The following is a 12,804-nucleotide window of genomic DNA, read 5'->3' as shown; positions in this document are numbered from 1 at the left end:
AATAATTTACCTGTTTTATCGACTAGAATAGTTAATTTCGGCAGCATTTTTATGTGAAAACATTTTTTAATATCATCAAACAACCCAATGAATTATTCAAAAGTCAATAATATAGTCGGCTGGATCTGCTTTTTAATTGCCACAATAACTTACGTTTTAACTCTTGAACCATCAGCAAGTTTCTGGGATTGCGGCGAATTTATCGCCTCAGCATTTAGAATGCAGGTTGTTCACCAACCAGGAGCACCATTATTTTTGATGATTCAACGCTTCTTTTCTGTTTTCGCCGCAGGAGATTTAACCAGAATTGCTTACTGGATGAATATTGGCTCGGCTATTTCCAGTGCCGCCACCATCCTATTCTTATTCTGGACCATCACCGCTTTGGCCAAAAAAACAGTTTTCAAGGCTGGAGATGAACTGACCACTGGGAAACTGATCAGTATTATGGGTGCTGGTGCTGTAGGGGCCTTGGCTTATACGTTTTCTGATAGTTTTTGGTTTTCAGCAGTTGAATCTGAAGTTTACGCGCAATCTTCATTGTTTACAGCAATCGTTTTTTGGGCAATTTTGAAGTGGGAAGCCCATGCAGATGAACCAAAAGCCGACCGTTGGCTACTTTTCATAGCCTATATCATGGGTTTATCAATCGGAATTCACTTACTAAACTTACTTACCATACCAGCCTTAGCTTTTATTTATTACTTTAAAAGAACAGGCAAAGCCACAACTTCGGGAATTGTAAAAACTCTAGCAGCTGGTATTTTAATTTTGGCGGTGATCCAATACGGAATTATCCAGTACCTGGTTTCATTTGGTGCTTACTTCGATTTGTTCTTTGTGAATACTTTAGGATTAGGCTTCGGAACCGGTGTTTTATTTTTCGCTGTTCTAGTGATTTCAGCCTTGGTTTGGGGGATTCGTTACTCCATTAAACACCAAAAGAAGTTATTAAACTTAGGCTTAATTTCTACTGTATTAATCATTTTCGGTTACGCTTCTTTCTCAATGATTATCATCAGAGCCAAGGCAGACCCGAACTTAAATAACAGTGCTCCGAAAGATGCATTCTCCTTTTTGAGTTATCTAAATCGTGAGCAATATGGCGAAAGACCTTTAGCTTATGGTCCAAATTATAATTCGGAACGCACTGGAATTAAAGAAGGTGGAAAGACAATCTGGAGAAAAGGAAACGAAAAATACGAGAAAGCTGGAGTAAAAACCGATTACGAGTACAATAACAACACTTTATTGCCGCGTATGTATAGCGACGATGCTAGACATGCTGCCTTTTATAAAGAATGGATGCGTTTAGATGATGCCAAAGTTCCAAACTTGGTTGATAACGTAGGCTTTTTATTCAGTTATCAAATTGGTTATATGTATATGCGTTATTTCATGTGGAATTTCGCTGGTCGCCAAAACGATGAACAAGGCCAAGGCAGTGGCCACGAAGGAACCTGGATTAGTGGGATTAAGCCAATTGATGCCATCTTGAGGGGCGATCAAACTAATTTGCCACCATCTACAGTGGATAACAATGCTTATAACCGTTTCTTCTTTTTACCATTAATTATGGGAATTATTGGAGCATTATGGCACTTCAAACGCAACCAAAAGGATGCTGGCGTAGTGGCATTATTGTTCTTCTTTACAGGCATTGCCATTGTTTTATATCTAAATCAGAAACCTTTAGAACCTCGTGAACGCGATTACGCCTACGTAGGATCGTTCTATGCTTTTGCCATTTGGATCGGTTTGGGTGCCTTGGCCATAAAAGAATGGGTATTTAAAAAGCTATCAGCAACAAATGGCGCTGTGGCGGCAACCGTAATTGGGTTATTGGCCGCTCCGGTAATTATGGCGCAACAAGGTTGGGATGATCATGATCGTTCTACCAAGATGGTTCCGCATGATATTGCCTTAGATTACTTAGAATCTTGCGCACCAAATGCCATCCTGTTTACTTATGGCGATAATGATACTTATCCGCTTTGGTATATTCAGGAAGTAGAAAATGTGCGCCCGGATATTCGTATAGTTAACTTAAGTTTGTTTGATACCGATTGGTACATCAATGGAGCCAGAAAGAAACAAAATGAATCTGCACCGCTTCCAATTACAATGAAACCAGAGCAATATGTTCAAGGTGAGCGTGATGTAATGCCATACGATGACTATAAAATTGCTGGTGCGGTAGAATTGAAAAACATTGTGGATCTATTATTATCAAATGATGATAATGATAAGGTTGCCATGCAGGATGGCACTAAATCAAATTTCTTGCCTACTAAAAACTTCAAAATTACAATTGATCCTAAACAAGTGTTAAGAACAGGTACAGTTAGCGCAGCCAATGCTTCGAAAATTGTTCCTGAAATGACCTGGACTTTCAACAAAGGTTACGTTACAAAAGGTACACTGGCGATGCTTGATATTTTGGCGCATAATGATTGGAAACGTCCAATTTATTTTGCTTCAACCGTTCCTTCTGAACAATACAATGGTTTAGATAAATACTTGTATAGTGAAGGTTTAGCATTACGTTTAATGCCTTTACAACCTGATACAACAACATCTGAAGAGAGAGCAGAACAATTAAATACACCTGTATTGTACAACAACGTAATGACTAAATTTAAATGGGGTAACATGAAAAATGCTACTTATTTAGATCCACAATCATCTGACGACACCTTTATCTTCACTAATATTTTCAGTAACCTAGCCGGAAGTTTGATTAAAGAAGGTAAAACTACTGAAGCTAAAAAAGTGGTAGATAAGTATTACGAAGTAATGCCTCAAAAATTTTATGGCATTCGTACGGTGGTTGTTAAATTCTACATGGCTGAAAACTTGTACAAGCTTGGTGAAACCGCAAGGGCCAATGAAATCCTAACTCAATCTGGCGATTATATCAATAAAGAGTTGACCTATCTGGCGGATCTTTCTGCATCGAAAGGTTTGACAGGATCACAAAATGTGCAAACTGGACTGTACTATCTGGATAGAATGATTCGAACGGCTAAAGCGAATGGGCAAACCAAAGTAAGCACACAGCTGGAGAAAATATTTACTGGTTTAGAGGCAAAGTTCTCAGCCTATTATTCGCAGCAAGGGCCACAGTAAATTAGTTTACAAAATACACTCAAGCAGCTGCATTTCTTTGTAGCTGCTTTTTTATGGATTATCGAGTGGTTTCGAGGCCTGCGTTCATTTCTAATGAGCGCATTATAGCTTTACGATTCTATCGTAAAATACGATTAGCTATTTACACGCTGGTTTGGAAACGAGCGTAGGAGTGTATGAACGGGGCAAACAAAACGAAGGTGTCCATGAAACCAATAATCCAAAAAAAATCCCGTTGAGCGATGCCAAACGGGATTTAAAATTTATTTTTTAATGATTATTCATTAACAACGCCCATTTCACAGAATTTTTCAATTCTTTGCTCAATCATTTTATCGGTTTTCAACTTACCTAAAGCAGCCAAATCTTTTATAAGGTATTCTTTCAGCGTTTGCCCCATTAATTCAGGATCTTGATGAGCACCTCCAAGTGGTTCTGGAATAATTCCGTCGATTAATTTGTTGCCAAACATATCATCAGAAGTTAACTTCAAACATTCAGCAGCTTTTTCTTTAAAATCCCAGCTTCTCCAAAGAATTGATGAGCAAGACTCTGGTGAAATAACCGAATACCAGGTATGCTCAAGCATATAAACTCTATCGCCAATACCAATACCTAAAGCGCCGCCAGATGCACCTTCGCCAACAACAATACAAATAATGGGCACACGAAGCACCGACATTTCTAATAAGTTGCGGGCAATTGCTTCACCCTGACCACGTTCTTCAGCTTCCAAACCAGGATATGCACCCATCGTATCGATAAAAGAAACTACAGGTTTGTTAAACTTCTCTGCCAGGCGCATTAAACGTAGAGCTTTGCGGTAGCCTTCGGGGTTAGCCATACCGAAATTACGAAACTGGCGTTCTTTGGTGTTTTTACCCTTTTGGTGCCCGATAACCATCACGGTTTGACCGTTTATGGTAGCAAAACCCCCGATAATGGCCTTATCATCTTTAACTGTCCTATCTCCATGTAGCTCAATAAAATCATCACAAATCATACTGATGTAATCGAGTGTTTGCGGACGATCGGGATGGCGGCTCATTTGAACCTTATTCCAACCAGTTAAATTTTTATATAAATTATTCGTCGTTTCTTCTAATTTGCCATCAAGCTCGTCTAACGTGGCAGACATGTCTACCTTAGTTTTATCGGCAACTTGTTTAACCTTTTCTATCTGCTGAACTAAATCGGCAATAGGTTTCTCAAAATCGAATGATGTTTTTATTTGCTGCATAATTGAACCACAAAAATAAGTAATTATTTTTAGTTTGCGGTCAACAGTTTTTCTTTACCATTCAATGGGTCTAGAAAACGAGTATAAACAATTGAATTGATTTGAAAAGCAAGGGCGCCAAAGAATAGCAGAGGTCCCGCCCTGCTCTATCTTCTACCCATAAAGAATCGATATCTGGCCGATCGGGTTGAGGTTGCAACACCTGAATAAAGATTGACGAAGATCATAAAACGTTCCTAACGGAACAAAATAATTATCACACCTAATTTGCGGTCCATAGACTTAGCGTTAAAACAAGAAAAAAAGTGAATTGGTTATCTAATTTGTAAGCCATCTTTGGTAAGATTGATAATTAATATCGCTGGGTTCTATTCCTGGAATCTGGACAATTATTGCTCAAACTTTCTTAGGCTTGATTGCAGCGAAAATACTTTTTTGATGATTTCTGATTTTCCACAACAATTACACAAAAAAGATTGAAGCGCAAAGCAGGACCAACATGAATAGCTATACTGGCTTGGTGCTTCAAATAATTTTATTGTAGACCGATTAAACCCCTGCACATTGATCTTAAAATCCCTAAATCCTAAAAAATCCCGGTTAAAACTTTGCCGCTTCACCTGCTTTTGGTAATGCTTTTTTGATGAACTCCCGAATGTGATTATTGGAATTTTTCAAGTCCTCTTTACGCAGGTACATCATGTGTCCGCTACGGTAGCCTTCCCAACTCATGCGATCTTGAAATTTGCCTGCAGCATCTAATTGCCACATGCTGTATTTTGCATTGAAATAGTCGCAAGCACCATCGTAATAACCCGATTGCACCAATAAATGTAAATAAGGGTTTTGCGCCATCGCCTGACGAAGGTTGTCACCGGTTTGGTCGCCACTTCGATCCCATGGATAAACCGAGCCAAACATGTTATACTTTAAATCGGTTTTGTAATTCAGCTCGTTGCGGATGTACATGTTAATTGCAGGCGTGAAAGAATGTAGCCACGAAGTAAGCTCAGCATTATAATCCGGACCCTCACCTGCACTCATTTTATCGATTCCGCGATAGCGCGAATCTAAACGGCCAACAGTAAAACCCTTGTCTCTCATCAGTTCTTTCCAGAAAAAATTTGTTGGCACATTTAAGTTATAGTCTATTATTACTTTTTCTGATAAGCCAGAATAGCGAGCCATTTTCGCTGCTATAGCTTTCTTTTTTTCAGCACTCAACATGCTGCCTTGAGAAATTGCGGGAATCACCTCATTAATAGTGAAGCTTTCTACTTCGGGTAACATGGCTGTTAAATCTTTTGATTGCAAATCCTGAGGCAACAATTTGTGGTACCAGGCGGTCGCCGCGAAGTAAGGCAAACGTAAAGCCGCTTCAACTGGCCCGCCACGCTCTATTCCCAGTTCTGTTGGAGAAACCAAAACTACCCCATTTAGATACATCCACTGGTTATTTTGAAGCTCTAGAGCCAAACCTGAAACACGGGTGGTTCCGTAGCTTTCACCAATTAAGAATTTCGGAGATGCCCAGCGGTTGTTTCTGGTTACAAAAGTATTGATCCATTCTGCCAGATATTTGATATCGGCTTTTACACCAAAAAATTTATTGGTTGGAATATCCTTACTTACTGCTCGAGAGTAACCCGTGTTTACCGGATCGATGTAAACGATATCTGCAACATCCAAAATAGAGTAAGGATTTTCCTTGTAGCCATATGGCTGAACCGGGTAACCTTCATCATCGATGTTTAACACCACTGGGCCAGTGTAAGCAATGTGCATCCAAACTGAAGCAGAGCCTGGACCACCATTGAAGGAGATTACCAGCGGTCTTTTATCGCGGTTAGAAACATCACTTCTTTCGTAATAGGTATAAAATAAGCCAGCTATGGGTTTTCCATCCTCATCCCAAACAGGAAGGGTGCCAGTAGTTGCTTTGTAGGGAACTGCCTTCCCATCGATATTTACAGAATGATTGGTAATCACCGAACTTTCGACCTTTATAGTCCGTTCACTAGCTATTGATTTCGGCTCTTCTTTTACGGTAACCTGGGTTGAGGTAATGGTTTCTTTTGACTGGTTTCTTTTTGGGTTTTGCTGAGCATAAGTAGCTATGCCTGCAAGTAAAAACATGCTTAGTAAAAATCTGGATTTCATTTAGTTGAGTTTGGTTCATAAATATCAAGTTAAACTGCCGTTAATCAAAAACCTCATTAGAAATGTTACTCAAAAAAAAACCGGTGCCAAAATAAATGACACCGGTTTTCAAAGCTTTAAGTCTGTTTATTTATCCCACCAAACTCTTCCAACCAATTTATCGCCACCCGGAACCGCTGCTGACGCTGTTTTGTAATTCGCAGCATTAGATACGCCTTCTATTAAAGGATAAGGGAACCTTCGTGGAATTGAGCCGCCTGTATTGGTGTTTGGGTAAACAATTGGAACCAGTGCAGGTAATCCAGTTCTTCTCCAGTTCGACCACGTTTCGTAAAAATCCAACATGGTAATGGTGTGCGCCCAATATTGCGTTGAAATCATTTCTAAGCCATTAGCTGCAACATAGGGATGAGCATTTAAATAGGTAGCAGCATCGCCGGCAGTTAAAGCCATCGATGGATCAAACTGAGATAGATAAGTCATTGCGGCGGTAACGCCAGCATTATAGTGTGCAGCTGCCGAGCCACCAATATTGAAGCGTTGTGCGGCTTCTGCCCAAAGTAATTCAGTTTCGGCATAGGTAAGAATAATGGTATTTCCATCTCTTTTTAACATGCCTGGATTAGGAGAAGAATAATCGGTAAAATCGGTATAAGAAGCATCCTGACGGACATCTCTGCCTGCAATACCACTTAAATCTTTACCATTTGGCATCCCTTTTTGAACCGATGCAGTTGTAATAAAAGCAGGATTCATGTTTGGCTCTCCCTTTAAATCATCTCTTAAAAATAATTTTGTAACAGCTACCTTGCTTAGCCTAGGATCGTTATTAGTTTTTAAGTAATTGATAAAAGTACTGCTCCATCGAGTATAATAGTGCTCCTGACCACCATCGCCCAACAACACCTGTGCAGCTCTATTTTGAGTTACCCGGCCACCGTTAGCATCATGTTTAAATAAGGCGTTATCGGCATCGCCAGTCATGGTTTTACCAACAGCTTTTGTAATATAGCTTTGTGCTAAAGTTGCATCAGCTTTCGTTAACCTCATCGCCATGCGCAACATTAAACTGGCAGCAAAACGCTTCCATTTGTTTACATCACCACCATAAACCAAATCGCCCGTTACTGCATCACCACCAACTGTAAGCGCTGTTCCTGCTTCATCAACTTCTTTTAAAAGATCGGCATAAATAGCCTGCTGTGAATCATATTTTGGATATAAATTTCCGGTGTAATATCCTTTCCCAGCATCGAAATACGGTATATCGCCATACAAATCTGTCAACCGTTGAAACATTAGCGCTTTCCAGATTCTACCAATTTGATGTACGTTGTTGTACTGCGCTTTCCCTTTGGTAAACTCAACCAAGTCTGCTGCATATTTTATTTGATCAGGATAAGCTTTTTCCCAATAGGCGGCGGTGTAGCCCTCATTCAGCATGTATTTATCACCAGCCCAGTACCCAATTACTGATGACATGCCCTGCATCATTGTTGAGGCATAAATCAGGTTGCCACGCCAGGTTTCATAAGCAAAATCTACACTGCCCGTATAATTCAATTGGGCTGTTGATAATAAATAATTTGGGTTAAACTGTTCTTGATTTACCGATAAAGGGTCGGTATTAATTTTCTCGAAGTTTTTAGTACAGCTTGTTATTAGCGCCAGGCCTGATAAAAGAAGTGGTACGTATAATTTTATGATCGTTTTCATTTTCAATTCTTTTTAAAGATTATAACTTAACACTTAAATTTAAACCATAGGTACGCACCGGCGGAACGCCCCCGAGTTCCATCCCAGGAATGGTTGCGTTATAGCTGGATTCGGGATCGATATTATCGGTTTTCTTCATTAAGATGAACAGATTACGCCCTACAAAACTTACGTTTAAGCCTTTAATTCTGTTATTAAAAACCTTTGCTGGAAAGTTATATCCCAATATAAATTGACGGAACTTGATGAAACTGGCATCTTGCACAAACTGTTTGGAAACATTGTTGGCGTAAGTGCTGTAATAATTTGCTGCACCAATACCCAATTGATCACGGTTTTCCAATGTGGCTTGGTGTAAACCAAAAACATAGCCATAATAATCTGTTGCTGAGAAGATTTTACCACCCCATTTCCCATCGATTAAGAAAGAAAGATTTACGCCTTTATAATTAAATTCGTTATTCCAGCCGGCAGTCCATTTATGATATGCAGAACCATAGTCTTTTAATTCTCCTCGTTGTGGAACACCATTAGTATCTCTTACAATGTTTCCATTTGCATCGTACTGAAAATCGTAAGCCATGATTTGTGCAATAGGCTTACCTTCTAGATTTTGAAGAAAACCCACGTTACTCCGTGACGTTGCCAAACCCTGCGATGCCGTTCCAGGAGCAAGCGTGAGTACCATATTATTATTACGAGATCCGTTGATGCTTGATGTCCAGCTAAAATCCTGATTTTTTAATATCACCCCAGAAACCAATGCTTCAATACCCCGATTTCTTAACTGACCAATGTTTAATACCGCCCCATTGTATCCTGTTGTGGTAGAAGTGGGCACATCGATAATTTCATCTTTTGATTTTTTGTTGTACCAGGTGAAATCAACATTTAACCGATCTCCGAAAAATCTCAACTCCGTTCCAACTTCTAACTCGGTTGCACTTGATGCAAATAAAGAAGCGTTCGGAATTGCGCCGTTGACAATATTACCCAGTGGATTATTGTTGATGGACTCGCTACGTAAATTGTAATACAATTGCGTTTGGAAAGGACTAGTAGCCTGACCAACTCCAGCGTATCCTGCTCTCAACTTACCAAAGCTTAAGAAAGATGGTTTCCACAATTCTGAGAAAACAAATGATCCGCTAACTGCAGGATAGATTGTATATAATTTATTGTCTCTTCCAGGAGTTGCCAATGTAGAAAACCAATCACTGCGGGCACTTCCTGTTAAGTATAAAATATCCTTATAAGTAACTTCCAGAGTACCATAGATGGATTGTGTTTCCTGATCTTGTTTATAGGCAGAAACAGATTTTCCACCCGTATTGGCCAAAGTATAAATTCCGAAAAGCTGGAAATTCGCACCACTATTGGTTATCCCTTCACTATGTGTTCTACGGTAACTAGCGCCAATATTGGGCGTGATAGAGATATCATCAATTTTGAATGATTTACCCATTAACCCATCCACATTGATATCAGAAAATTTACTGCTCTGTTCGGTATATCCTCCGTCAGCATCATAGGCGGTGCCAGATGGCGTAACTGCAATGTACGTATCCTTATAAGAATCTCTTCCGGCTCTGGCTTGCAAAAACAATCCATTATCAAAAGTATATTTAGCACTTACCGAACTTAACAAACGTTCTCTATTGGTATCATGAATAAAATCGTTTGCAGCGAACCAAGGATTTGTAGCATACGGATTGCCTGTATTGTAAGAAAGTTCATTTCCATCGGGCTTTTTGCCTGGCTGTAATGTGGCTATGTTTACACTCGTTGGCAAAAATGCTGCATTATAATTGGCGTTACCTGCCCCATCTGATAACATCGGGCGGTTTTTTGCCTGCTCCAAAATGTAGTTGACACGGGCATCAATCACCAGGTTTTTAATCGGATCGAATGTGCTCGACAACGTAAAGTTTTGTCTGTTTAAGCCTGAATTTGGCACCACCGAACGATTCGTTAAATCACTTGCAGATAAACGAATTACTCCACCTGTAAACGATTTGTTCAAAGCCAAAGTGTTTGTCCAGCTGCCACCAGTTCTGTAAAAGTCTTCGATATTATCTTGCTGTGCTGAATACGGCCTGCTTACCCCATCAAACTGAATTACGCTTGATCCATCAAGAGGTGCACCCCAACTCGAACTTCCTGTAGAAGCCGCAGCCAATTGTGTGGTAGGTTTCTGTCCGTTTACCCCCTGACCGTAAACATATTGCCAGTTGGTTCTGTCCATTACCTGCTCTGCAACATAATTACTGCTAAACTCAATGCTGTTTCCTTTACCACTTTTCGTGGTGATCAAGATTACCCCTGCTTTCGCCCGGTTGCCATATAACGCTGATGCTGCAGCTCCTTTTAATACTGAAATGCTCTCGATATCGTCAGGATTGATGTTGCTAATGGCATCTCCCAAATCTGGTGCGTTATCGTATTGTCCCCCATTGTTTCCAATACCGATGGTACTTTTATATCCTACCGGCGAGTTTTCCATCGGTATCCCGTTAACCACATAAAGCGGCTGACTTGATGGACCCATGCTTGAAACGCCACGAATAGTGACATTGGTAGCTGCTCCCGCTCCTCCTGAAGTTCCGGCAATATCTAAACCCGCAACTTTGCCTACTAACGAATTGGTGATGTTATTTTCTCTGGCTTGTGTTAAAGTTTCGCCGGAAAGCTGCGTAACCGAATAACCAAGTGCCCTTCTTTCTTTCTTAATACCCAGTGCAGTTACCACTACATCAGTAAGTTGTTTGGTATCTTCAACCAATGTAATACTGATCGTCGTCTGGCTTCCGATAGAAACTTCTTTGGTTTGAAAACCCGCATAAGAAACGACTAAAACAGCGTTTTCTGGTGCATTTAAAGCAAATTTGCCATTAATATCGGTAGAGGTTCCAATTCCTGTTCCTTTAACGCGAACGCTTGCACCCGGCAATGCACCTCCTGAGGCATCTTTGATTGTGCCAGTAATTGGTACTTCTTTATTCCTGCTAATGACGATCAAACCACCATCAGAAACAGAATATTTCAGGTTCGTTCTGTTTAAAATAGCGGCTAAAACATCAGTAACCAAAGTATTGGTTACGGTAATGCTTACATCTTTATTTACCGGGACATAAGAAGCGCTATACACAAAGTGGTAGCTGCTCTGCTGTTCGATAATCTGTAAAACCTTACCTAATTTCGTTTTCTTTACATCAAGTGATATTTTTTCCTGGGAAAACACCGATGCAGAAACATTCAGGCAAGTAATGAAAACCATAATACAGGCCAATTTCATTAGCAAAATGAATTTTAAGAGCTTCCGGCGAAGCGGATGCTCTTGCAGTAAGTAATAATAAATCATATTTTTGTTTTTTTGGTTGCATAAGTTCTTGGCAGCAATCTGTTTGCGCATAAACTGCCATTAATTAATCAAAGAAGAAATATTAAGGGCGGTGCTCCAACACCGTCCTTTTTTATCCTTATTTTGAGATGACCACCTCATTTCCTTTTATCTCATATTTAAAATATTCTACGTTTTGTAATGCTGAAAGAACTTGTTGAATGGTTTCGTTGCTGAATGTAGCAGTGAAACGATATTTTTCAACTTCGTTGTTGGTAAACTTGATTTTGACATTGTACCATTTTTCCAAAACAGCTTTGATTTCCTCAAAATCCTGATCGTAAATTTCAATGCGATTTTTAGTCCAGGCGGTTTCTACAATTGTGCTGTCTTTTATAACGGTATAATGGTTTATTGCGATTTCTGGTCGTGCCAGCGACGGCTTTGATAACTTGGCTTTTTTTATCGATGGTTGGGTTTTGTAAAACGTTACCTTTTGGCTTGGTTTCAAAGTAATTGTACCTCCATTGCCATTTGCGGCTTCCATTGTAATCAACCCGCGGATCAAAGTCGCTTCGGAGGTGATTTCATCTGGATAAGATTTAACGTTAAATGCTGTACCCAAAACATTGATATCAAAATCGGAAGTATGTACTTTAAAAGGTTTTTCTTTATTATGAACGACATCAAAAAAAGCTTCGCCAACAAGGTTTACTTCTCTTTTATCATGATTAAATCCTTTAAGAATTGAAAGTGTACTTTTTGCATTTAGCAGAACTACCGTTCCATCCTGTAGCTTGATTTTTTTTCTTTCGCCGCTTTTTGTTGCCCAGGTGAACACTTCCTGTGTGGATTCGCCGCTCTTAAAATTAAGATAGCTTAAATAAAGTAAAGTGGCAGCTAAAGCTACCACAATGGCCGATGCAATTTTTAGCCATAAAAAAGACCTTATTTTAGCACTCGTCTCCTGTTGTGGAAACATCTCTTGCTTAAAAGACTCTACTTTTAAATTTAACTGGCGTTTGTTTCCGCTCAAAATCACATATAATTTCTTCGCTTCGGCAATTACTTCCGCCTGCTCCGGGTGGGCATTAATGTACTTCTCCCAATATCCAACACAAAGTTTGTCGGTTCCAGCGCAATATTGCTGAAATGTAGAATCGACAAGAAAATCTTCTGCGTTGAATTTACTTCTATCAACCATTGTTGTTTGCCTTTT

At 39.7% G+C, this 12,804-nt stretch carries 6 protein-coding genes; 1 reads left to right on the top strand and 5 read right to left on the bottom strand.

Going from position 1 to position 12,804, the window contains the following annotated elements; translation table 11 throughout:
• Nucleotides 1-87 precede the first annotated feature (87 nt).
• Nucleotides 88-3,129, top strand: coding sequence for a glycosyltransferase family 117 protein (locus tag AC3ITD_RS23195; RefSeq protein ID WP_489362971.1), 3,042 nt, complete (start codon nt 88-90; stop codon nt 3,127-3,129).
• Between the two features lie 277 nt (nt 3,130-3,406).
• Here the strand turns inward: AC3ITD_RS23195 and AC3ITD_RS23190 are convergent, their stop codons facing one another.
• The 5 genes from AC3ITD_RS23190 to AC3ITD_RS23170 form a co-directional block, all read right to left on the bottom strand.
• The gene (locus AC3ITD_RS23190; RefSeq protein ID WP_265800036.1) at nt 3,407-4,369 is read right to left on the bottom strand and encodes an acetyl-CoA carboxylase carboxyltransferase subunit alpha; all 963 of its coding nucleotides are present in this window, start codon (nt 4,367-4,369) and stop codon (nt 3,407-3,409) included.
• A gap of 600 nt (nt 4,370-4,969) precedes the next feature.
• Nucleotides 4,970-6,529, bottom strand: a complete 1,560-nt coding sequence (locus tag AC3ITD_RS23185; RefSeq protein ID WP_489362970.1) for a S10 family peptidase — start codon at nt 6,527-6,529, stop codon at nt 4,970-4,972.
• A gap of 126 nt (nt 6,530-6,655) precedes the next feature.
• Complete coding sequence (locus AC3ITD_RS23180) at nt 6,656-8,245, bottom strand: SusD/RagB family nutrient-binding outer membrane lipoprotein (RefSeq protein ID WP_489362969.1); 1,590 nt, start codon at nt 8,243-8,245, stop codon at nt 6,656-6,658.
• 19 nt (nt 8,246-8,264) lie between these two features.
• The gene (locus AC3ITD_RS23175; RefSeq protein WP_489362968.1) at nt 8,265-11,606 is read right to left on the bottom strand and encodes a SusC/RagA family TonB-linked outer membrane protein; all 3,342 of its coding nucleotides are present in this window, start codon (nt 11,604-11,606) and stop codon (nt 8,265-8,267) included.
• 118 nt (nt 11,607-11,724) lie between these two features.
• On the bottom strand, nt 11,725-12,789 hold the full coding sequence (locus AC3ITD_RS23170) for a FecR family protein (protein WP_489362967.1): 1,065 nt from the start codon (nt 12,787-12,789) through the stop codon (nt 11,725-11,727).
• Between the last annotated feature and the right edge of the window lie 15 nt (nt 12,790-12,804).

The sequence above is a fragment of the Pedobacter sp. KH_004 genome, from assembly GCF_057840755.1.
The sequence above is the reverse complement of the archived record's forward strand: the minus strand, read 5'-3'. Positions and strand labels throughout refer to the sequence as shown.

Excerpts from the sequence above, each read along its gene's own strand:
- AC3ITD_RS23195 (WP_489362971.1), top strand. The coding sequence starts at position 88 with ATGAATTATTCAAAAGTCAATAATATAGTCGGCTGGATCTGCTTTTTA.
- AC3ITD_RS23190 (WP_265800036.1), bottom strand. The coding sequence starts at position 4,369 with ATGCAGCAAATAAAAACATCATTCGATTTTGAGAAACCTATTGCCGAT.
- AC3ITD_RS23185 (WP_489362970.1), bottom strand. The coding sequence starts at position 6,529 with ATGAAATCCAGATTTTTACTAAGCATGTTTTTACTTGCAGGCATAGCT.
- AC3ITD_RS23180 (WP_489362969.1), bottom strand. The coding sequence starts at position 8,245 with ATGAAAACGATCATAAAATTATACGTACCACTTCTTTTATCAGGCCTG.
- AC3ITD_RS23175 (WP_489362968.1), bottom strand. The coding sequence starts at position 11,606 with ATGATTTATTATTACTTACTGCAAGAGCATCCGCTTCGCCGGAAGCTC.
- AC3ITD_RS23170 (WP_489362967.1), bottom strand. The coding sequence starts at position 12,789 with ATGGTTGATAGAAGTAAATTCAACGCAGAAGATTTTCTTGTCGATTCT.